Below are 21718 nucleotides of genomic sequence, written 5' to 3' on the forward strand. Positions count from 1 at the left end.
TCAATACATTTGTTAGAAAATAAAGAAAAATAAAATATATACTTGAAGTTTTATTCGGAATATTAGAAAATAGTGAATAGGTTGAATTGTTTCAAAAACGAAAAAGGGAGTGTAGGCGAAGTGATTGATCAAAAATTCGATCCATTGCAAGCATGGAAAAATGCTTATGAACAAACCGAAACATTTTGGGGAAAAGCGCTCAATGAAACAATTAAAACAGAAGAATATTCTGCTTGGATGGGCAGCGTTCTAGATTTGAATTTGTTTTATCAAAAAGCATTAAATGATACGACAAAAAATTATTTAGAGCAGGTGAATGTGCCGACGAGAGAGGATATCGCTAGAGTAGCTACGCTTGTTATTAATTTAGAAAATAAAGTTGATAACATCGAGGAAATTCTAGAAGAGAAAGTGGATTCATTAGGACAAGCTCCTACATTAAAGCGTGATGTTACGAAAGTAAAACAAGATATGCGCACGTTAGAAACGAAAGTTGATCAAATTTTAGAATTGCTAGAAAAGCAAAATGCAGTACTTGCTAAACTACAAGTACCTGTAAAAGAAGAAGTAAAGCCTGTAAATAAGCCAGAAAATAAAAAATGATAATCGCGTTTGTTTATAACGTGTAAAAGAGAGAGGGAGAATCTCTTTTCATGTATAAACAACGAAACATAATTAATATAAATATATGGACTCAATTAGTATGAGTACCAAAATGATTCATAACAATCGTTCACAAATTCATTTAAGGGGGAAAAGAAATGGTTCAATTAAATGGCAAAGTAGCAATCGTAACAGGTGGGGCAAAAGGAATTGGAAAAGCAATTACAGTAGCATTAGCAGAAGAGGGAGCAAAAGTAGTTATTAACTATAACAGCAGTAAAGAAGCAGCTGAAAACTTAGTAAATGAATTAGGAAAAGAAGGACATGATGTTTATGCAGTTCAAGCGGATGTTTCTAAAGTAGAAGATGCAAACAGACTTGTAGAAGAAGCTGTGAATCATTTTGGTAAAGTTGACATTCTTGTTAATAATGCTGGTATTACAAGAGATCGTACATTCAAAAAGTTAAATCGTGAAGATTGGGAGCGCGTAATTGACGTGAACTTAAGCAGTGTATTTAATACAACAAGCGCGGTACTTCCATACATATCGGAAGCAGAAGAAGGAAGAATCATTAGTATTTCTTCTATTATTGGCCAAGCTGGCGGATTTGGACAAACAAATTATTCAGCAGCAAAAGCAGGTATGTTAGGATTTACAAAATCATTAGCGTTAGAACTTGCAAGAACAAATGTAACTGTAAACGCAATTTGCCCAGGATTTATTGATACTGAAATGGTAGCAGAAGTACCAGAAGAAGTGCGTCAAAAAATCGTTGCGAAAATCCCGAAAAAACGTTTTGGTCAAGCTGATGAAATTGCAAAAGGTGTAGTATATCTATGCCGTGACGGTGCGTATATCACAGGTCAGCAATTAAACATTAACGGCGGATTATACATGTAATGAAGTAAGAAAAAAGTGCATATCCATAGCAGGAATGCACTTCTTTTTTTAGAAAGAAATTGACCAAAAAGGAGATAGAAAAAATGACTACATTCGTAACGGAATGGGAAAAGCAATTGGAGTTGTACCCAGAAGAATATCGTAAAGCATATCGCCGTGTGAAAAGAGCGAGCGAAATTTTATTACGCGAACCAGAACCACAAGTTGGTTTAACACCGAAAGAGGTTATTTGGACGAAGAATAAAACGAAGCTTTATCGTTACATTCCAAAACAAGAAAAAACACAGAGAGTTCCAATCTTATTAATATACGCTCTTATTAATAAACCGTATATTATGGATTTAACTCCAGGTAATAGTTTAGTGGAATATTTAGTAGATCGTGGTTTTGATGTGTATATGCTTGATTGGGGCACATTTGGTTTAGAAGATAGTCATTTGAAATTTGATGATTTCGTGTTCGATTATATTGCAAAAGCAGTGAAAAAAGTAATGAGAACTGCAAAATCGGACGAGATTTCTTTACTTGGTTATTGCATGGGTGGCACGTTAACATCTATTTATGCAGCGCTTCATCCGGACATGCCAATTCGTAACTTGATTTTTATGACAAGTCCTTTTGATTTCTCTGAAACAGGATTATACGGTCCTTTATTAGATGAGAAATATTTCAATTTAGATAAAGCGGTTGATACATTCGGAAATATTCCGCCAGAAATGATTGATTTCGGAAATAAGATGTTAAAACCAATTACAAACTTTGTCGGCCCATATGTTGCTTTAGTCGATCGTTCAGAAAATGAGCGCTTCGTCGAAAGTTGGAAATTAGTTCAAAAGTGGGTAGGCGATGGTATTCCGTTCCCAGGTGAATCTTATAGACAATGGATTCGTGATTTTTATCAAAATAATAAATTAGTGAAGGGTGAACTCGTTATTCGCGGACAAAAGGTAGACCTTGCAAATATTAAGGCGAATGTCTTAAATATTTCTGCGAAACGTGATCACATTGCTCTGCCATGTCAAGTAGAAGCTTTACTGGATCATATTTCTAGCACAGATAAACAGTATGTATGTTTGCCGACAGGACATATGTCTATCGTGTATGGTGGAACGGCTGTAAAGCAAACATATCCGACGGTTGGGAATTGGCTTGAAGAGCGTTCTAATTAAAGAGAAGAAATCCAACTAGCGTATGTTAGTTGGATTTTTTTATGGGAAATGACGAAACATAGGAAGGAGAAAAATACATTGTAGGAGTATAATTATGAAGCTTATGACTGGTAAGTTGTTTTGGAATGCTGGGGTTTCTGTACCTTGTTATCCAACGTTAGAAAATGATATGATATGTGATGTGCTAGTAATTGGAAGTGGAGAAGCAGGTGCTCATATAGCGTATTCGTTAGCTAGAATTGGAATGCGTGTTATGCTCATTGAAAAAAGAGCAGTTGCATGTGGTAGCACAGCTGCAAATACAGGATTATTACAATTTGTTCATGATAAATCGTTGACCTCTCTTATTCATACATTTGGTGAAGAGAAAGGGGTACGAGCATATAGACTTTGTTATGAAGCGCTGCAAACAATGGAGACGGTTGTGCCAACTCTCGATATTGATCCCCATTTTATTCCGCGAAATAGTTTGTATTATGCAAGTAGAGATGAGGATATTTCATTTTTACAGGAAGAATATAATACGTTACGCCATTATGGATTTCCGGTTGAATATTTTACAGAGTCTGATATTAAGAAACGTTATTCATTTGCAAAACAAGCAGCGTTATATACAAGCGGTGATGCAGAGGTGAATCCGTATTTATTAGCGCATAGTCTTTTGCATAAAGCGAAACAAATGGGCGCTACTATATATGAACATACAGAGGCATTACATATTAAACAAATCCAAAATGATTTAATTTGTTACACGAATACAGGAAATAAAATCGTGGCAAAAAATATTATTATGGCGACAGGCTATGAAGCAATTTTTGGAAAGAAAGAAAAAAATACAACAGTAGAAACGTCTTATGCAGTTGTGACAAATAAGATAGATCATTTTGAAGGCTGGCATGAGCAATCATTAATTTGGGAAACAGCACGTCCGTATTTGTATTATCGAACGTATCAAAATCGTATTATTATAGGCGGATTAGATGAGGCGCTGAAAATTCAAAAAATCGGCGACACGAAATTATTGCATAAGCGTGATCTCCTTATTAACATTGTAAAAGAAATGTTCCCGCAGTATAAAAATATACAGGCAGAATACTATTGGGCAGCAGCATTTGGTGGCAGTCATGACGGTCTTCCTATTTTGAAAGAAGATAAAAAAATACATAATTTATATTACGCACTGCCGTATGGGGGAAATGGAACTGTATACGGAATGGTATTTGCAAAACTATTTCAGCAGTTATTTACAAATGAAGAAAGTAATGATTTTTCTTTATTTAATCGATAGAAAAAAGGTAGCGAAGTGATGGAATGAGAGATATAAAAAAGTTTTTACAAAAGTTACGCCCCGTGCAACTTATCGTTGTATTTTATTTACTAGCGGTAGTTGTATCGGTAATTTTACTTAGTTTACCATTTGTTACGAAGCCTGGCGTGAAATGGACATTTATAGATGCGCTGTTTACATCTGTTAGTGCTGTAAGCGTTACAGGACTGTCTGTTGTTACTATTTCAGATACGTTTACAACAGCAGGAATTATTGTTTTAGCCCTGATTTTACAATTAGGCGGATTAGGAATTATGGCACTTGGCACATTCGTTTGGATTATAACGGGTAAAAAGATTGGTTTGCAGCGAAGAAGGTTAATTATGGCAGACCATAACCAAGGAAATTTATCGGGTCTTGTAGAATTGATGCGTTCTATTTTAATTGTAATTATTTCGATAGAACTCATTGGAGCAATACTGTTAGGTACAAGATTTTTACTATATTTCCCGACTTGGCAAGAAGCTTATTTTCACGGTTTCTTTGCCGCTGTGAGTGCAACAACGAACGGAGGATTTGATTTAACAGGACAATCACTTATTCCGTACAAAAAAGATTATATTGTTCAAATGATTCATATGTTGCTTATTATTTTAGGAGCTATTGGTTTCCCGGTGTTAATGGAAGTAAAGCAATTCCTTAGTAAAAGGCAACAACAACTATTTCGCTTTTCATTATTTACAAAATTGACGACAATGACATTTTTTGCACTCGTTATTGTCGGAACAATTATGATTTTTCTATTAGAACGAAATCATTTTTTAGTAGGAAAGTCATGGCATGAAACTGTATTTTATACATTATTCCAATCTGTGACGACGCGAAGTGGTGGACTCGCTACAATGGATATACGTGAATTATCACAACCAACGCTTTTATTTATGAGTATATTAATGTTCATTGGAGCATCTCCAAGTTCAGTTGGGGGCGGGATACGTACAACAACATTTGCTGTTAGTATATTATCGCTATATACATTTGCAAGGGGCGGGAGAACAGTCCGTGTTTTCAAACGTCAGCTACATGAAGAGGACGTGTTGAAAGCATCTGTCGTTATGACAATGGGGATTTTATTATGTGCATCAGCGCTATTCATTTTATCCATTACGGAAAATGTACCGTTTATGAGCTTGATCGTTGAAGTTTGTTCTGCTTTCGGGACGACTGGACTATCAACAGGTATTACTCCAGAGTTAACAACTGTTGGTAAACTTGTACTCATTGTACTTATGTTTATCGGACGCGTCGGTATTTTAACATTTATATTAGCTAGTGGTGGAAGAGAACAACCACCTCGCTATAAATATCCGAAAGAGAGAATTATTATTGGATAGTATGAAACCATTCTACCTACGTTAGGTAGAATGGTTTTTTTAATCGTTAATTCCAAATTGAGGGTGCATAAAAGCATCACTTTTGTTATCAACTTCGTTTTTTAGTAGTTCTTGATTTTCTTCTGAAATCCATCCGATATCATTTGTAGGATGAATCCATTCTTCTCCAGCCATAATGGCAGGATCTATTTCATCACTCCAATTATTAAGGGGACTGTTCGTGGAATCATATTTACTGTCTCCGATTACAACGTCGTATTCATTAATAAAAGGTTGTTGCATTTGCTTTCCTGTGCCTTTAAATGATGGGAAATTCATTTGATGCGGGAGCGTCTCGTCTAAAATTGGCGATTGGATCGTTTCTTTTTTTTTCAAAGTAATCGCTCCTTTTTGTAATGGCTTGTTCGTATGTAGTATTTCCATCTATAAGCTCTTCTGTACTTGTTAACACTTCCCAGTAATAATTACTGTAAGTTGTTTCAAACTAGAATAGAAAGTTATTCCGTGAGAGCAGGTGAGTATGTTGGTAAAAAGAAAAGTAAAACAAAATGCAGCAATTAATAATAATAAAACTCCGAAAGAAAGCTTACCAGATGCAGAATTTGCATTAGAGTATGAAGGAGAAAATAGTGCGAAGTACGCAAATCGTAATTCAAAAAAAGGTAAACAAAAATGAGGCGTTTTTTACAAACGCCTCATTTTTTTGTGGGATTATAAAGGTTTTTTTAATTATTTGTAAATTTCACGTTAGATATTAGCAGAAAAATGCGAAAAAACATAGAAGTAGCAACGTATTACACAAAAACAAACAACAAACAAAAGATTAATGTTGGTTTAATACTGCTTTTACACTAGTTGTTTATATTTGAGTTGTACATAAGATTTGTAAAAGGAGAGAGAGACAGTGAAAAAAACAATCTTTAAGGCTGTAGCAACTGGAATGGTATTTTCGTTATTAATGGGGTGTGGTGCAAAGAAAGAAGAAAGTGCTGGAGCAAAAGTGAAAGATGATAAATTATCTGGATCATTAACTATTTACACAGCGATTGAAGAAGAGCTTGTACCGATTTATCTTGATTCTTTTAAACAGAAGTACCCAGACGTGAAGTTGAACATTGTTCGTGATTCAACTGGAGTTATTACAGCGAAATTACTAGCTGAAGGAAAAAATACACAAGCAGATGTTGTATGGGGAACTGCAGCGTCTAGTCTATTAGCTTTAGATAAAAAAGATATGTTAAAAGGATACTCTCCAAAAGGAGCAAATCGTGTTCTTCCGCAATTTAAAGATGATAAGCAACCAGAAAAATGGGTAGGTAATACGGCATTTATGACGGGGATTGCTGTAAATAAAGAAGAATTAAAGAAGAAAAATTTACCGATGCCAGAATCATATGAAGATTTAACGAAACCAGAATATAAAGGAACGCTAGTTATGCCGCATCCAGCTTCTTCTGGAACAGGATTTTTAACAGTTTCTGCATGGCTACAAATTATGGGAGAAGATAAGGGCTGGGATTACATGAAGAAACTTCATGATAATATGGCAACTTATACTCATTCAGGTTCAAAACCAGCGAAATTAGCAGGAGCGGGTGAATATCCAGTTGGTGTGTCAATGGTTTATAGTGCTTTGAAAGAGAAACAAAAAGGTGCACCAGTTGAAGTTGTACTGCCGAAAGAAGGATTAGGTTGGGAAGTAGAAGCGAATGCACTTATTAAAAAAGATAATGCAAAAAATGATAAATTAGCACAAGCATTTTTAGATTGGGCAATTACAGATGATGTAATGAAGTTATACTTCGAGAAAAATGGATTTGCGACAATTAAAAATGATTATAAACTTCCAGATGGATTCCCTAAAGATGTGACAGAAAAGTTATATAAAAAGAATGACTTTAAATGGGCAGCAGAAAATCGCGACAAAATTTTAGAAAAATGGGAAAAAGAGTTTGGCCAAAAAGCAGAACCGAAAAAGTAAGTGAGTGGGAGAGAGAAAAATGAGCGAATATTTATCAATTCAACACATTCAAAAACAGTTTGATGCATTTACAGCGTTAAAAGATATTTCTTTTACTGTGAAAAAAAATGAGTTTGTTTGTTTATTAGGCCCAAGTGGTTGTGGGAAAACGACGTTGCTCAGAATTTTAGCAGGGCTAGAAGAGGCAACAACAGGTAGTATTGCTGTGAATGGAAAAGATATTACAGCATTACCACCTGGAAAGAGGAACTTCGGAATGGTTTTTCAATCGTATGCATTATTTCCGAATTTAACTGCACTTGAAAACATTGAATACGGCTTAAAGACAAAAAAATATGGAAAAGCAGAAGTAAAAGAGAAAGCGCTATCGGCGTTAGAACTTGTTGATTTGATGAATGTAAAAGATAAATATCCTGCTCAAATGTCTGGTGGACAACAGCAGCGAGTAGCACTTGCACGTGCGCTCGCTCTGTCTCCCGATATTTTGTTACTTGATGAGCCGTTATCTGCTTTAGATGCAAAAGTGCGTGAAAAATTGCGTAGAGAAATGCGTGATTTGCAAGAAAAAGTGGGAGTAACAACTATTATGGTAACGCATGATCAAGAAGAGGCATTAACGATGGCTGATAAAATTGTTGTAATGAATCATGCGGAAATTATGCAGATTGGGACACCAGAGGAGATTTATCAAAGACCAGCCAATCCGTTTGTGGCAGATTTTATTGGTTCTATTAATTTCTTTTCGAAAAATAACGAAGAACATGCAATTCGTCCTGAACATGTAACAGTTGTACAAAATAATGGTATTAAAACAGTTGTAGAAAGCATGGAATTTCGCGGGTCTGTATATCGGACGGAAGTGCGGGTCATAGAAGAGAAAACACACCTTTATAACGAGAAAATTGTAGTGGATATATTGGCATCAGAAGTAGAGGCGACTGCAATTAGAAAAGGAAAGTCAATTCAAATCTCTTTCTCAGAAAATCATATGTTGTCATATGGAAAGAAGGTCATTGTATAGATGGAGATGTTAGAAAACTTTAAGGTGGAAAGTACGAAAAAAAAGATTAAGAGACGTATCGGTAAAGAAGAGTGGATACAAAGACTATTAATTATTGGTATGCTTCTTTCATTTTTTATCATGCTTGTATTGCCTTTATTACAACTGTTTACACAAGCCTTTTATGATAAAGACGGAGCTTTCGTTGGTGTTGCGAATTTCAGTAAATATTTCACAACACCAACGCTAGTTCAATCATTACAAAATACGGTATGGATTTCGGGCGCTACAACAATTATTTCAGTTACACTCGCTTTCGCTTATGCATATGCAATTGCTCGTACAAATGTTTTTGGAAAGCGCGTATTTCAATACATAGCATTATTGCCATTATTTGCACCGACGATGATGCATGGTATTGCGCTTACATATTTATTTGGTAATCAAGGGTTAATAACAAAAGGGATGTTCGGTTTATTTGAAGGAATACAAATACCGTTATATGGACCAGTAGGAATTGTAATAGCTGAAGTTATGTATACATTTCCACAAGCATTCCTTATTTTATTAATTGCTTTTCAAGGTTCTGATTATCGTTTATATGAAGCTTCTAATATGTTAGGTGCAAGTAAAGTGAAACAGTTTCTTACGGTTACTTTACCTAGTGTGAAATATGGATTAATTAGCGCGATGTTCGTTGTATTTACACTTAGCTTTACTGATTTTGGGGCACCGAAAATTGTTGGAGGACAATATAACGTACTTGCTACTGACGTATATAAGCAAGTAATTGGACAGCAAAATATGTCCATGGGCGCAACTGTTGGAATGATTTTATTAATCCCAGCTATTTTCGCATTTGCAGTTGATCGTATTACGCAAAGGAAACAGGCGAATCTCTTATCTTCAAAAGCAGTACCATACAGAATAATAAATAATAAGAAAAGAGATGTTATTTCATTCGTATATTGTAGCGTAATAACGCTTATGATCAGTCTTTTATTTGTGGCAGTTGGTATTGCTGCAAGTGTGAAAGTTTGGCCCTACAATATGAGTTTTACACTTGAACATTTTAATTTTTCAAGTTTGACAGGAGACGGACTTGAAGCATTTAAAAATAGTGTAATTGTCTCAGTCGTTACGGCAGTTATCGGGGCGATTTTAACATTTGTGTTTGCTTATGCGATTGAAAAAATAGAACAGCTACATTTTTTCAGGAAAGTAGGTTACTTTTTCTCTATTGTACCGTTAGCGATTCCTGGATTAGTACTTGGATTAGGATATGTCTTTTTCTTCAGTCAACCAACAATTCAAATTCTAGGACTTTCAGTAACAAATCCGTTTCATTCCTTATATGGGACAATTGCTGTTTTAGTATTAGTAAATATCATTCATTTTTACTCTGTAACGTTTGTTACCGCAACGACTGCTTTAAAGAAACTGGACCGAGAGTTTGAACTTGTTTCACAGTCGATGAGTGTACCATTCTATAAAACTTTCTTTCGAGTAACAGTACCGATGTGTTTACCAGCTATTTTAGAAATGGTTATGTACTATTTCGTAAATTCAATGGTAACTGTATCGGCAGTAGTGTTCTTATACGCGGCTGATTTTAAACTAGCTGCTGTATCAATTGTAAATATGGATGATGCAGGAAATGTAGCACCAGCAGCTGCAATGAGTGTACTTATTGTTGTTACAAATATTGTAGTGAGAGTTGTATATGAATGGGGAACGAAAGCACTTCGTAACCGAACTTCACAATGGCAAAAAAGATAAGTAAGAAGGGTGATGGATAGAATGAAAATTGAAGCAGTTATTTTTGATTGGGCAGGTACGACAGTTGATTACGGATGTTTTGCACCATTAGAAGTATTCATGAAGATTTTTCATAAACGCGGTGTTGAAATTACAGCAGAAGAAGCACGTAAGCCAATGGGATTATTAAAAATAGATCATGTAAGGGCACTAACAGAAATGCCTCGTATTGCAAATGAGTGGAAGCATGTCTTCGGACAATTACCAACAGAAGCAGACATTAATGAGATGTATGAAGAATTTGAAGAAATTCTCTTTGCTATTTTACCGTACTATGCCACGCCAATTGATGGAGTAAAAGAAGTGGTTGTTTCACTACGTGAAAGAGACATTAAAATTGGATCAACAACTGGTTATACGAGAGAAATGATGGACATTGTTGCAAAAGAAGCAGAGATACAAGGGTATAAACCTGATTTTCTTGTGACGCCAAATGATGTTCCAGCAGGCCGTCCGTATCCGTGGATGTGCTATAAAAATGCGATGGAATTAGGTGTATATCCAATGAATCATATGATAAAAGTTGGAGACACCGTATCAGATATGAAAGAGGGCAGAAATGCTGGAATGTGGACAGTTGGTGTAATCCTCGGTAGTAGTGAGCTCGGTTTAACGGAAGAGGAAGTTGAGAATATGGATCCGTTAGAGCTTCGTGAAAAAATAGAAGTAGTTCGTAATCGTTTCGTTGAAAATGGGGCTCATTTTACAATTGAAACGATGCAGGAGCTCGAAAACGTAATTGAACATATCGAGAAACAAGAACTTATTATTTCATAAAGGAGGCATAGGGTCATGAATGAAAATCATTATTTATTATTAACGCCAGGACCATTAACGACAACAAAAACTGTAAAAGAAGTTATGTTATACGATTGGTGTACGTGGGATGTTGAATATAACACGATGGTGCAAGATGTAAGAAATAGGCTTGTATCGTTAGCGACAAAGGAAGAAGAAAAGTACACAACAGTTTTAATGCAGGGAAGCGGTACGTTTTCGGTTGAAGCAGTAATTGGTTCTGTTATTCCTAGAAACGGAAAACTGCTAGTTTGTACAAATGGTGCGTACGGTAAGCGGATTGTACAAATGGCAGAGATGTTACATATAGATGTGGTGGTCAGTCAAACAGAAGAGTGGGAGCCTACTAATATTGCAGAAGTAGAACAGTTATTGCAACAAGATAAAGAGATTACGCATATTGTAGTTGTTCATTGTGAAACAACTACAGGTATTATTAATCCAATTGTAGATGTATGTAAATTGGGAAAACAATACGGAAAAATTACACTGGTTGATGCGATGAGTAGTTTCGGTGGTATTGAAATAGATATCGCTGAGTTGCAAATTGACTTTCTAATTAGTAGTGCGAATAAATGTATTCAAGGTGTTCCCGGATTCGGTTTTGTCATCGCAAATCGTGATGAATTATTGAAATGCAAAGGGCAAGCTCGTTCTTTATCATTAGATTTATATGATCAGTGGGAAACGATGGAAGAGCAAAATGGGAAATGGCGCTTTACCTCACCAACCCATATTGTACGTGCCTTCTATCAGGCATTGCTTGAATTAGAAGAAGAAGGCGGGGTAAGAGCCCGTTACAATCGCTATTATAACAATCAAAAACTATTAGTTAATAGAATGAAAGAAATTGGTTTTCGAGCGTTAGTAGATGAAAAATATCAATCTTCTATTATTACATCTTTCATTTATCCAGGTGAAGGATTTGAATTTCAGCAATTATATAACGAATTAAAGCAGTATGGATTTGTTATTTATCCTGGTAAAATTTCGAAAGTAGATACGTTCCGCATTGGAAATATCGGTGATGTACATGAAGAAGATATTAATCGCTTAGTTGATAGTATTGCTAAAGGGGTTGTTATAGGGTGAAAGTATTTTGCTTAGGTGGAGCAGGTAAAATTTGTCGTGAAGCAATTTTAGATTTAGTTCAATTTTCATCTTTTGAGACGATTACGGTAGCCGATTTTAATGAAGAGGAAGGCCGAAAAGTAGTAGAGTGGTTAAACGATCCTCGTGTTGATTTTGTGAAAGTCGACGTGACAAACTATGAAGATACCGTTGCAAAAATGAAGGGCTATGACATTGTAATGGATGGCACGACGATAAAGTTAAATGGCTTGTCTACTCGCTGTATCGCAGATGCCGGCTGTCACGGTGTGAACTTAAATGGATTTGGTGAAGAAAATAAATCCCATTCTATATTTGTTCAAAACGGAAAAACATGTTTACCTGGGTTTGGTATGACGCCAGGTGTAACGCAAATGATGGCTATGCATGCAGTAAATCAGCTAGATACTGTAGAGTCAGTTCGAGTAAGCCATGGCTCATATCGTCCGATTGCTTTTTCTGCATCAATTACAGAAACAACGACATATGAATATGATCCACATTTACCATCGCGTACAGTGTATGAAGATGGTGAATTTAAGCAAGTACCTCCGTTTGCGCGTCCAAGAGAAATTGAATTACCAGCGCCTTACGGAAAAACAATGCAGTATATCATCCCGCATTCAGAAACGATTACGTTAGCGAAGGCACTGGAGGATAAAGGTGTTGGGCTGATAGAAACGAGAGGTACTTGGCCAGAGCAAAATATGCAGCTCGTTCGTGCTTTATATGATTATGGTATATTGCGTAATGATCAAATTGAAATAAACGGTAAAGAAATTGGTATTATGGATTGTATTTCGAAGTATCTATTAAAATCGAAAGAAGGGCAAGCAACAGAGCTTTATGGTTATGCACTTCATGTAGAAGTAGTAGGTATGAAAAATAATCAAAAACAGCGACATGTATTACACCATACACATCCGCTATCTGACGGTTCTGTAGTAGGTTGGGAGAAATTAAGAGCCTATACAAGAAATGTTGGTATCCCATTTGGAATCGCTACAGAGTTAATTGCAAAAGGAGTAGTTGATAAATTCGGTGTTATTACTCCTGAAGAAGCTTTCGAAAATCCACAAATTATTTTTGACGAACTAGAAAAGCGCGGTATTTATATTCATGAAGAGATTTTTATTGAAAAAGAAAATTATAACTTTGTATAAGTAAGGCAGTTTATGAGGTAGATATAAATGGGGTGAGGCTATGTCTGTAGTAGGTGAAGAAAGAAAGAGGACAATTCTTGAAAAGGTAGAGTTTAAAGGGAAAGTAAAAGTTTCAGAATTAGCGAGAGAGTTCGCAGTATCAACAGAGACGATTCGTCGGTATTTAGAAGAATTAGATCGTGAAAAAAAATTGAAGAAAGTGTATGGTGGAGCCGTTCAACTTCCGGGAGCTGGGATAGAGGCACCGATGTTAGAACGAGAGATGCTGCATATAGAAGAGAAGAAAAGAATTGGGTATAAAGCAGCAACGTTTGTGGAAGATGGAGATGTTATTGCGATTGATGATGGAAGTACACCACTTCAAATGGTGCCATATCTTGTTCATCGTAAAAATTTAACGATTGTTACGAGCTCTTTTCCAGTAGCGACACAATTAATATCTTCTATTAATAAAAAGATGTTTCACGGTGAGGTTTTATTTATTGGTGGAAAAGTATCTCCAAAACATTCACGTGTGTCGGGGTCTATTTCGCAGCAAGTGATTCATCAATTTCATTTTCATAAAGCATTCGTTTCGATTGATGGATTGTTACCTAGCTTTGGGGTTTCTAGCTTTGAATTAGAAAAAGCGAAACTGTCAGAAGCGATGATTAAATTATCAGAGAAAACGTATATTTTATGTGATCATACAAAGGTAGGCGTAAAAGGGAACTACCGAATAGCAGGATTTTCTCGTATTCAACATGTTATTTGTGATAAGAAAATGCCATATAGTTTTGAAGAAGAAGTTAAAAAGCATAATATTCAATGGACAGTTTGCTAGTAAGCGGCGGGAGGTTCCATCTCTCGTTAATTATTAGCAAGGACTAGCCACTCAAGCTTTTATGGATAGTTGGACTTACTTAACAAAATTTTGATATGCTCTCGAATAGTGAGAGAAAAGATTTGCATTCGTGCAAAAAAGTGGACACATTTTCTCATTTCCTTCATATAATTTACCAATAGAAAAAAAGTTGGCTGGAGGAAAGAGGGGACGGGAATGTCGGAACGGGTATATAATAAGCTTGTATTGTACGCGAATGTTTTGCAAAAACTCGGTGTTATTAATGAAAAAGAAAAAAGTGAAATCCTTCATACGATAGGTAAAAAAGCCCTTTGAATAAAGGGTTTTTTTTATTTTTTATCGTCGGAAATATAATTTTAATGTAATATTCTCGTTGACAACGATAATGATATTCATTATCATTTAATTGTAGGTAATTGATAAAAGTTATCAATTGCTAAAAATTATATAAGACAAGGGGATATTATTTTGAAAAAAAGTTATATTAAGGCGCTAGTAGTAGCAACGACATTAGCTATTCCATTTGCTGCATACTCTACTCCAGCATTAGCAGCAATAAAAATTGAAGCAAACCAGTCGGTAGCAGCAGCTAGTGATCGCACATACGATACTGAGATTAAAATATATAAGGATCAAAAAGATGAGCCATCTATGGTTTCTCAGTACATAAAAAATCCTAAAGTAGCGATTGAAGACGGGAAAAAAATTGTTACTGCAACAGTACAAGATAGCGATTATTTTCAATATCTTAGAATAGAAGATAGAAACCAACCAGGTGTATTTCATGATGTGAAAGTTTTGTCAGAAGATAAGAGGAAAAATGGGACGAAAGTAGTTCAATTTGAAATTGGTGAATTTGAGAAGAAACATAATATGCAAATGCATATACTTATTCCGGCTATTGGATATGATCACAAATATCAAGTTCAATTTGAAATTAAAGATCCAACTTTAGGCGACAAAGAAACAGAGAAACCAGATGATAACTCTAATTCAGGCAATACGGAAACGGATACTCCAGTTGATAGTCAAAACATGATAACAGATAAGAAACTAAGAGAACTTGTTAATAAAAAAGTATTTAATAGAAAAGATTTAAATACACCAATTACGAAAGAAGAGTTATTACAAGTAAATGACTTGTTTTTAAATACGAATGAGATTCTTGAGTATAATGCATTAAAATATATGCCAAATTTAAAATCTTTAACAGTTGCAAATGCGAAGATAAAAGATCCGTCGTTCTTTACGAGCTTAAAGCAATTGAAACATTTGGCTTTACGCGCTAATGAAATTGTAGATGTAACACCACTTGTTAAGATGGATAATTTAGATTCTCTTGATTTAAGTAATAATAAAATTACGAACGTTGCACCATTAACGGAAATGAAAAATGTAACAAGTTTATATTTAGCAGGAAATCAAATTGAAGATATAACAGAATTAGCGAAAATGGAACAACTAGATTACTTGAATTTAGCAAATAATAAAATTACGAATGTTGCTCCGTTAAGTAAGTTAAAAAATGTAACATACTTATCTTTAGCAGGAAATCAAATTGAAGATATTACACCGCTTTATACGTTACCGTTAAAAGATTTAGTACTAACGCGTAATAAAGTTAAACATTTATCAGGAATTGATCAATTGAATCAATTACAAGAGTTATGGATTGGGAAAAATGAAATAAAAGATGTTACTCCTCTAAGTAAGATGACACAGTTGAAAGTTTTAAACTTACCTAACAATGAGTTAAAGGATATTACTCCATTATCAAGTCTAGTAAACTTACAAAAACTTGATTTAGAAGCAAATTATATTTCAGACTTAACACCAGTTAGCAATTTGAAAAAGTTAGTATTTCTAAGTTTTGTTGCAAATGAAATCCGCGATGTTCGACCAGTTATAGAACTAAGTAAAACAGCTTATATCAATGTTCAAAATCAAAAAGTATTTTTAGAGGAAACAGAAGTAAATAAGGAAGTAAGAGTACCTATATACGAAAAAGATGGTGAAATCTCTACAAAAATTCGTCTGAAGAGTGATGACGGCACGTATAGTAACGGTGTAGTTAAATGGAGTACACCGGGTGAGAAAGTATATGAATTTGGAGTGAAAGATCCATTTGCGGATACAGGAATTTTCTTCACTGGTTCTGTTATTCAAAATGTTGTAAATGAAAAAGTAGCGGAAGAAGTAATTGAATTTAAAGATGTGCCAAAGGGTCATTGGTCAGAAGAAGCAATTAACTATTTAGCGAAAGAAAAGTTATTTATAGGCTATGGAAATGGGCAATTTGGATTTGGTGACAACATTACTCGCGGGCAAGTAGCACTTCTAATACAAAGGTATTTAAAATTAGACACTGATTTAGAACAAAAAACGATGTTTACAGATACGAAAGGAAATATGTATGAAAAGGCTATTGGTGCAGTGGTACAAGCTGGAATTATGACAGGATACGGTAATGATAAGTTCCGTCCAGATGGAGTATTAACTCGTTATGAAATGTCAGTGGTATTACAAAGAGTATTCCAGTTAAAGGAAAATAAAAATAGTGTAGAGAGCTTTAAAGATGTGCCATCTGGTCATTGGGCGGAAGGATATGTGAAAGCTTTAGTGGATAATAAAGTATCAAAAGGTAACGGCAAAGGTGATTTTTTAGGTGATGATTTCGTAACACGTGAACAATACGCACAATTTTTATATAACGCAATAATTAAATAATAAATGGGGAAAATACGTTATTCTTTCATTAGAAGAATAACGTATTTTTTATTGTAAAATTAAGTAGGACATAGACAGCGGTATTGGCATGTGAGCAGCCTATTTTTACGAGGAGCGTTGAAACCATATTGACAAAAAGGTATTCTCGTGTGATAATTCAATTAAATTTTTAGAATAATCAAAAAACATTCCTTTTACATAGAAAGGATTTTAACATTATATTAATATTACGCCGGGGGTGACGAAATGTTATTTTTTCTGAAGAAATGGAACGAATTAAAAGATGTGAAAGCAGAATTGGCACTTCGCGATTGGTTTTATGGTACAAAAATTAGTTTATCGATGTGTACGTCAAAAGAGCCATTAACATTTTTAGTGAATGTAGAGGGAAGAGATAAAGGGGTATTTTCTGAAGAAGATTTTATTGTCGTAAATTGCATGTGTGAGCCAGTATTTGAAAACGAAGAAAAACCAGCTACAGAGTCATTTATGCATGCGGATATTTATAAAAAAAGTAGTGCAGAATGTATTTTACAAGTGCAAACTGTAGATAGTCATTTAATGTCAGAGCTATATGGGAAAGAAGGAGAAGTAACATTCGAAAAACGCAGTGTGGAACGTGTTTTTGGAAAAGAAGGTATTACAGAAATGACAATTCCAATTGTAGAAGATGAAAAAAAATTCGCTGATTTATTAGAAAGTAATGTTCCGAATTTTATTGAAGGTGGCGGAGTAGTACTTGTTCATAATTACGGAATGATCGTGTGGGGGAAAACCCCAGAAGAAGCGAAAAAATGGTTGGAAGGTATAGAGTATTTAATGAACTATCACGTAAAGCTTTTAATGATAAAAGGGGCAAAAAGTTCTGTTATATAAGGATGTATTCACAGATATTATCATTCTATAAAAATGAAAGCGTTTTAAAAATAAATTTCACTCATAAAATATAGGTCTCCTTATTATATATAGATTACATGTTGACATGTAAGGAGGAACATATTTTGCGAGTTAAATATCATTTTCTGCCAAAACAGCAGGTGACATTTTGCAAAACGAATGATTCTGGTGAAAAGGCGTTACAAATTATGAATGAAACGGGATTCCGCGCAATCCCTGTATTAGCAGAAAATGAGAAGGAATTCACGGGGATTATTTATAAAGTAGATCTTTTAGAAAAGAAGTGTAATAGCAGATTAGAGGATGTAAGTACAGAAGATGTACTGGAAAATCCAAATTCGTTTATTTTTGAAAAGGATTCTTTTTTTAGAGCTTTTTACGTTATTCGTCGTCTCCCGTTTTTAGCGGTTTTAAATGAGTATAATGAATTTGTCGGCATTTTAACACATTCTAATGTATTTGATGTTATTGAGGATTCGTTCGGTATGCGGACGGGTGGTTATATATTAACAATTGCAACACAAGATTGTAAGGGAACAATTAAAGAGCTTGGGACATTATTAAAAGCATATAATATCGGTGGACTGTTTACGCTTGATAACGGTGATCAATATATTCGCCGTGTTATCGTAAATATATCGGATGAGTTAAATGAAAAAAAATTAAAGCAATTAATTGAAAAGATAGAGAAAAAGGGATTTAGGGTGAGTCATGTAGATTATATCTAAGTTAAACAAGGTACCTATCTGCTATATGTAGATAGGTACCTTGTTTAGTGTGAGAAATGAATCTTATTTTGAAACAGAAGGTGGAGACAATGCTAAATCAGATAAAAAAATAAAGTCTGCATGCTCACGAATTTTAGGAATAGAAGTTTCTATAACACGTGATGTAATTTCGCCTGGAGCCCCAACGTGTCCGATAGCTACCATAATGGGTTTGTCTTGGATTTTTTTTATGAGTAATTGTGCTTGTTTTGAAATGTGACTTACCGTATATACATCATCAAAAAATAATTGGTTTTCAATAATAGGCACGCCTAATTCTTTCCCGATTTTTGGGACAACACTATTAGGGTTTGTTTTACTATCTAAATAAAATAAACCGTGTTTTTTACAGGCAGAAAGTATAAGACGTACAATCCTTTCATCAGCGGTTACTTTTGATCCCATATGATTGTTCATACCTATTGCATGAGGTATTTCTTGAATTGCTTGTTCGAGTCGGTTGTTTATTTCTTCATCGCTTAAATCTGTTGTAATCGCTTTTGGTCCAAGCCACTCTTTTTTTCCTCTAATTGGTTCCATTGGCATATGTATAATAACTTCATGCCCTTTTTTATGGGCAGCTATTGCATCTTGTTTAGTAGAAGGAAGAAATGGCATAACAGCAACAGTGAGTGGAATAGGAAGTGATAACATCTTATCTGTGCCTTTCATATTATTACCGAAATCATCGATGACAATAGCAACCTTATTCGTATGAGCATTTGCTTGAATAGGAAATAGGAAGAAGGGTATGAACAAGGTGAAGACGAGAAATGTAATAGTATATTTACGCATATAAATATTTCCTTTCTATTTTATTCCGCTATTTGCGGGCAGTAAGACTCCCACCTCAAAATTCGGCTGGAGCAAAGAAGTTAGGTGGGGGATCCACTGCTCGTAAACGCCCGATTGGTGAGGACTAATAATCAGTGGGGATGAACAAAACCTCTACTGATTAAAGTTTCACTTTATCAATCATCATTATGTTTTGCGTTTTTATATAAATTAAACAAAAAATGTCGAAGAAAAGTATATGGAAAATAGAGAATCCGCAGTTTACTTGGTATTTGCTAAAAAAGAAGATGAAAAAAATGTCTATTATTGCGAATGTATTTACAAAGATAGAATAATTTGTAATAATTCTCAAAGTGAGGGTAAAGATTTGTAAATTACAGGGGGAAAATGTTAAATTTTCTGATTCTTCAAATTCAAATAGGATTAAGTGTTTAAAGGGCTAAACTAGAAGAGACGTTGAGAGTATCGAAGAAAAATAAGGGGGATATGGATGTTTACTGTAAAAAGGAAGTACACATTAGAAAAGCTTTCGCATGATATTCATATGAAACGTGAAGAAATGATTCATTTAGGATTAACAAGTGGGTTAAATAGTATGGAGACAATTCAAGTTAGTCAAGAATTGGACAAGCTTATCGTACAGTATCAGCGTTACAAAGAAAAACAAACACCAAAATGGTTTTCAATTATAAAGGTTCCTATTTTTCAAATTGGGTATGAAGGGAAATCGAACAATTTTTGGAGAATGTTTGTGGCTGGTTTTATGAAATAAGTATAATTACCCTTTTAGGATAAGGATAATTATACTATGTGTAATGGAATCTCTATATGAACTGTCGTTCCTTTGTTTTCTTTACTATCAATAAATATATGCCCATTGTACATCTCTACAATTCGTTTACATATAACAAGCCCAAGACCTGTTCCAGTATCTTTATTAGTAAAGAACGGATGAAAGAGGTGTTTTTGAATATATTTTGGAATCCCTTTTCCAGTATCAATAATTTGCAATTGTGCGTGTTTTTCGTTGTTTGTTACTACAATGGTTAATGTATCACCAGAAGCCATAGCTTCAATTGCATTTTTTGTAATGTTTAAAACCACTTGTTTCATATGGTCTTTTGAGCAACGTATATGAACAGGGTGGTCTGGCAAATGTAAATGGAATATAATATTATGCAAATTCGCCTCAGATTGAATAATTACTGCTACCTCATTAAGAATCGTTCTTACATCATATGTTTGTTCAATGATGGCAGTTGGCTTTCCAAGAATAAGAAATTCGCTTACAATCTCATTAATACGTTCAATTTCTTGTTCAATTACTGAAAAGTAGAACTGATCCTGTTCATTTTTATATTTCTCTTTTAACAGTGCAACGAGTCCTTTAATTCCAGTAAGGGGATTACGGATTTCGTGAGCTGTACTAGCCGCAAAAGTTCCAACCAATTCAATCTTCTGTAGTTCATTTTGTTGTCTTTCTAGTTTTGTTTGCCGTTTTAATAACATATATTGAGCAAGTAAAAATAAAATAGACATTAAAAATAAAGTAGCTATACATTCTATTGAAACTAACTGGTATAAGGTTTGTTGATGAATAGGTAATGGAGAAACAGAGACCTTCCAGTTTAATCTTTGGAGTGGGGTAGTAAGCATGTTAGAATGCTCATCACTTGATTCATTATTATCATCGGTTAGAAAAACTACATTATGTTTATCAGTCACTTCGAAATGATATTGTGGTTTAATAGCATTTAAAGAGGATGAAATGTAGTCAAAGCGTAAACTAGCTAACAATAACCCAGAGAGTTCCTTTTGTTTATTAAATATTGGCGAAGCAATCATAATAGCTTGATGCCCAAGAACGCGATCTGTAATAACTGATGATACAGTTGTTTTCTTAGATTGTAATGCATCTTGAATGTACTGGCGGTCAGAGACATCAACATGCGTTGATTCACCTTCAGATGCGATTGTAATCATCCCATCTGTCGTAGCGTAATATAGACCGGAAAAACGTTCATCATTTCCATCGGTATCATGTACAATCTGTTTAATCCCATTGATGTTCCCAGTTTCGGTCCCTACGACTTTTGCGAGCATTTCTAAGGCAGATATAGCTTCACCAAGGTGATGGTCTAAATAGTCTCTATATAAAAAGAGAACAGTATGAGCAGATAGTTTGTTTGCCTGTTTCATTTGATAAGTGTGATACGAAAAAAATGTGGCACCAATCCCTATCGTTGGCAGTATAACAAGCAGTATGTAAAAAACTATACTTTGTAATTTGACTTTCAAATTTGGTACTCCTTCTTTTTTTATTATCATTATATATAAACTATGTTAAAATTGTCATGTTTTTATTCAAGAATCATTTGCATTATATTAGGGAGAGGAAAAGGGATGAGTGAATATTCATTCGGAAATTGTAATGAAGTACTACATTGCTTTTCTTTTTGTTGCGGAGAATTTAAGTGAAGGGT

Annotated in this window: 20 protein-coding genes; 17 read left to right on the forward strand and 3 right to left on the reverse strand. The window is 34.6% G+C overall.

Annotation, left to right across the window (positions count from 1 at the left end; genetic code table 11):
- Nucleotides 1-120: 120 nt before the first annotated feature.
- The 5 genes from phaR to ACFVQC_RS11380 all read left to right on the forward strand — a co-directional run bounded on the left by phaR (nucleotide 121) and on the right by ACFVQC_RS11380 (nucleotide 5335).
- Nucleotides 121-603: a polyhydroxyalkanoic acid synthase subunit PhaR gene (gene phaR, locus ACFVQC_RS11360; protein WP_000566956.1), complete on the forward strand. Its 483-nt coding sequence runs from the start codon at nucleotides 121-123 to the stop codon at nucleotides 601-603.
- A 158-nt stretch (nucleotides 604-761) separates the two neighbouring features.
- A complete protein-coding gene (locus ACFVQC_RS11365; RefSeq protein ID WP_000250406.1) occupies nucleotides 762-1505 on the forward strand; it encodes an acetoacetyl-CoA reductase in 744 nt (247 codons plus the stop codon).
- 83 nt (nucleotides 1506-1588) lie between these two features.
- Nucleotides 1589-2674 (forward strand): class III poly(R)-hydroxyalkanoic acid synthase subunit PhaC, encoded by a 1086-nt coding sequence (gene phaC, locus ACFVQC_RS11370; RefSeq protein WP_002170962.1) that lies wholly within the window; start codon nucleotides 1589-1591, stop codon nucleotides 2672-2674.
- A 94-nt stretch (nucleotides 2675-2768) separates the two neighbouring features.
- A complete protein-coding gene (locus tag ACFVQC_RS11375) occupies nucleotides 2769-3962 on the forward strand; it encodes an NAD(P)/FAD-dependent oxidoreductase (RefSeq protein ID WP_377890622.1) in 1194 nt (397 codons plus the stop codon).
- A gap of 23 nt (nucleotides 3963-3985) precedes the next feature.
- Nucleotides 3986-5335 carry a TrkH family potassium uptake protein gene (locus ACFVQC_RS11380; protein ID WP_377890620.1) on the forward strand — a complete coding sequence of 450 codons (1350 nt, stop codon included), beginning with the start codon at nucleotides 3986-3988 and terminating at the stop codon, nucleotides 5333-5335.
- Nucleotides 5336-5374: 39 nt separating this feature from the next.
- On the opposite strand, the gene ACFVQC_RS11385 is transcribed toward ACFVQC_RS11380, so the two are convergent.
- A complete protein-coding gene (locus ACFVQC_RS11385) occupies nucleotides 5375-5758 on the reverse strand; it encodes a DUF3905 domain-containing protein (RefSeq protein ID WP_377898393.1) in 384 nt (127 codons plus the stop codon).
- Between the two features lie 97 nt (nucleotides 5759-5855).
- Here ACFVQC_RS11385 and ACFVQC_RS11390 point away from each other — a divergent pair, with 97 nt between their 5' ends.
- From ACFVQC_RS11390 to cbpA, 11 genes are all read left to right on the forward strand, one after another.
- Entirely contained in the window at nucleotides 5856-6011 is a 156-nt protein-coding gene (locus ACFVQC_RS11390) for a hypothetical protein (protein ID WP_002011566.1), read from the forward strand.
- Nucleotides 6012-6239: 228 nt separating this feature from the next.
- Complete coding sequence (locus tag ACFVQC_RS11395) at nucleotides 6240-7316, forward strand: putative 2-aminoethylphosphonate ABC transporter substrate-binding protein (protein ID WP_016104247.1); 1077 nt, start codon at nucleotides 6240-6242, stop codon at nucleotides 7314-7316.
- Nucleotides 7317-7335: 19 nt separating this feature from the next.
- Nucleotides 7336-8337 (forward strand): putative 2-aminoethylphosphonate ABC transporter ATP-binding protein, encoded by a 1002-nt coding sequence (locus ACFVQC_RS11400; RefSeq protein ID WP_002149646.1) that lies wholly within the window; start codon nucleotides 7336-7338, stop codon nucleotides 8335-8337.
- Nucleotides 8338-10095: a putative 2-aminoethylphosphonate ABC transporter permease subunit gene (locus ACFVQC_RS11405; RefSeq protein ID WP_377890615.1), complete on the forward strand. Its 1758-nt coding sequence runs from the start codon at nucleotides 8338-8340 to the stop codon at nucleotides 10093-10095.
- 21 nt (nucleotides 10096-10116) lie between these two features.
- A complete protein-coding gene (phnX, locus tag ACFVQC_RS11410; protein ID WP_377890613.1) occupies nucleotides 10117-10911 on the forward strand; it encodes a phosphonoacetaldehyde hydrolase in 795 nt (264 codons plus the stop codon).
- 15 nt (nucleotides 10912-10926) lie between these two features.
- Nucleotides 10927-12024 carry a 2-aminoethylphosphonate--pyruvate transaminase gene (gene phnW / locus ACFVQC_RS11415; RefSeq protein ID WP_377890611.1) on the forward strand — a complete coding sequence of 366 codons (1098 nt, stop codon included), beginning with the start codon at nucleotides 10927-10929 and terminating at the stop codon, nucleotides 12022-12024.
- Complete coding sequence (locus ACFVQC_RS11420) at nucleotides 12021-13205, forward strand: saccharopine dehydrogenase family protein (RefSeq protein WP_377898394.1); 1185 nt, start codon at nucleotides 12021-12023, stop codon at nucleotides 13203-13205. The genes phnW and ACFVQC_RS11420 overlap by 4 nt, the downstream gene beginning before the upstream one ends.
- Nucleotides 13206-13245: 40 nt before the next feature.
- Complete coding sequence (locus tag ACFVQC_RS11425; RefSeq protein WP_377890607.1) at nucleotides 13246-14028, forward strand: DeoR/GlpR family DNA-binding transcription regulator; 783 nt, start codon at nucleotides 13246-13248, stop codon at nucleotides 14026-14028.
- 489 nt (nucleotides 14029-14517) lie between these two features.
- On the forward strand, nucleotides 14518-16776 hold the full coding sequence (locus ACFVQC_RS11430) for an NEAT domain-containing leucine-rich repeat protein (protein WP_377890605.1): 2259 nt from the start codon (nucleotides 14518-14520) through the stop codon (nucleotides 16774-16776).
- A gap of 246 nt (nucleotides 16777-17022) precedes the next feature.
- Nucleotides 17023-17652 (forward strand): class II aldolase/adducin family protein, encoded by a 630-nt coding sequence (locus tag ACFVQC_RS11435; RefSeq protein ID WP_377890603.1) that lies wholly within the window; start codon nucleotides 17023-17025, stop codon nucleotides 17650-17652.
- A 125-nt stretch (nucleotides 17653-17777) separates the two neighbouring features.
- Nucleotides 17778-18401 carry a cyclic di-AMP binding protein CbpA gene (cbpA, locus tag ACFVQC_RS11440; protein ID WP_002140932.1) on the forward strand — a complete coding sequence of 208 codons (624 nt, stop codon included), beginning with the start codon at nucleotides 17778-17780 and terminating at the stop codon, nucleotides 18399-18401.
- 63 nt (nucleotides 18402-18464) lie between these two features.
- Here cbpA and ACFVQC_RS11445 read toward each other — a convergent pair whose 3' ends face one another.
- Nucleotides 18465-19235: a divergent polysaccharide deacetylase family protein gene (locus tag ACFVQC_RS11445; protein WP_002158732.1), complete on the reverse strand. Its 771-nt coding sequence runs from the start codon at nucleotides 19233-19235 to the stop codon at nucleotides 18465-18467.
- A 490-nt stretch (nucleotides 19236-19725) separates the two neighbouring features.
- Here ACFVQC_RS11445 and ACFVQC_RS11450 point away from each other — a divergent pair, with 490 nt between their 5' ends.
- A complete protein-coding gene (locus tag ACFVQC_RS11450; RefSeq protein ID WP_002011543.1) occupies nucleotides 19726-20007 on the forward strand; it encodes an aspartyl-phosphate phosphatase Spo0E family protein in 282 nt (93 codons plus the stop codon).
- A 29-nt stretch (nucleotides 20008-20036) separates the two neighbouring features.
- Here ACFVQC_RS11450 and ACFVQC_RS11455 read toward each other — a convergent pair whose 3' ends face one another.
- Nucleotides 20037-21533 (reverse strand): DUF3149 domain-containing protein, encoded by a 1497-nt coding sequence (locus tag ACFVQC_RS11455; protein WP_377898395.1) that lies wholly within the window; start codon nucleotides 21531-21533, stop codon nucleotides 20037-20039.
- Nucleotides 21534-21718 lie beyond the last annotated feature (185 nt).

This window comes from Bacillus sp. NPDC057893 (genome assembly GCF_042796455.1).
GTDB lineage: Bacteria > Bacillota > Bacilli > Bacillales > Bacillaceae_G > Bacillus_A.

Coding starts and splice junctions, on each gene's coding strand:
- ACFVQC_RS11425 (WP_377890607.1), top strand. CDS start 13,246: ATGTCTGTAGTAGGTGAAGAAAGAAAGAGGACAATTCTTGAAAAGGTA.
- ACFVQC_RS11445 (WP_002158732.1), bottom strand. CDS start 19,235: ATGCGTAAATATACTATTACATTTCTCGTCTTCACCTTGTTCATACCC.
- ACFVQC_RS11365 (WP_000250406.1), top strand. CDS start 762: ATGGTTCAATTAAATGGCAAAGTAGCAATCGTAACAGGTGGGGCAAAA.
- phnW (WP_377890611.1), top strand. CDS start 10,927: ATGAATGAAAATCATTATTTATTATTAACGCCAGGACCATTAACGACA.
- ACFVQC_RS11375 (WP_377890622.1), top strand. CDS start 2,769: ATGAAGCTTATGACTGGTAAGTTGTTTTGGAATGCTGGGGTTTCTGTA.
- ACFVQC_RS11380 (WP_377890620.1), top strand. CDS start 3,986: ATGAGAGATATAAAAAAGTTTTTACAAAAGTTACGCCCCGTGCAACTT.
- ACFVQC_RS11450 (WP_002011543.1), top strand. CDS start 19,726: ATGTTTACTGTAAAAAGGAAGTACACATTAGAAAAGCTTTCGCATGAT.
- ACFVQC_RS11405 (WP_377890615.1), top strand. CDS start 8,338: ATGGAGATGTTAGAAAACTTTAAGGTGGAAAGTACGAAAAAAAAGATT.
- phnX (WP_377890613.1), top strand. CDS start 10,117: ATGAAAATTGAAGCAGTTATTTTTGATTGGGCAGGTACGACAGTTGAT.
- ACFVQC_RS11400 (WP_002149646.1), top strand. CDS start 7,336: ATGAGCGAATATTTATCAATTCAACACATTCAAAAACAGTTTGATGCA.
- ACFVQC_RS11385 (WP_377898393.1), bottom strand. CDS start 5,758: ATGGAAATACTACATACGAACAAGCCATTACAAAAAGGAGCGATTACT.
- ACFVQC_RS11390 (WP_002011566.1), top strand. CDS start 5,856: ATGTTGGTAAAAAGAAAAGTAAAACAAAATGCAGCAATTAATAATAAT.
- ACFVQC_RS11435 (WP_377890603.1), top strand. CDS start 17,023: ATGTTATTTTTTCTGAAGAAATGGAACGAATTAAAAGATGTGAAAGCA.
- phaC (WP_002170962.1), top strand. CDS start 1,589: ATGACTACATTCGTAACGGAATGGGAAAAGCAATTGGAGTTGTACCCA.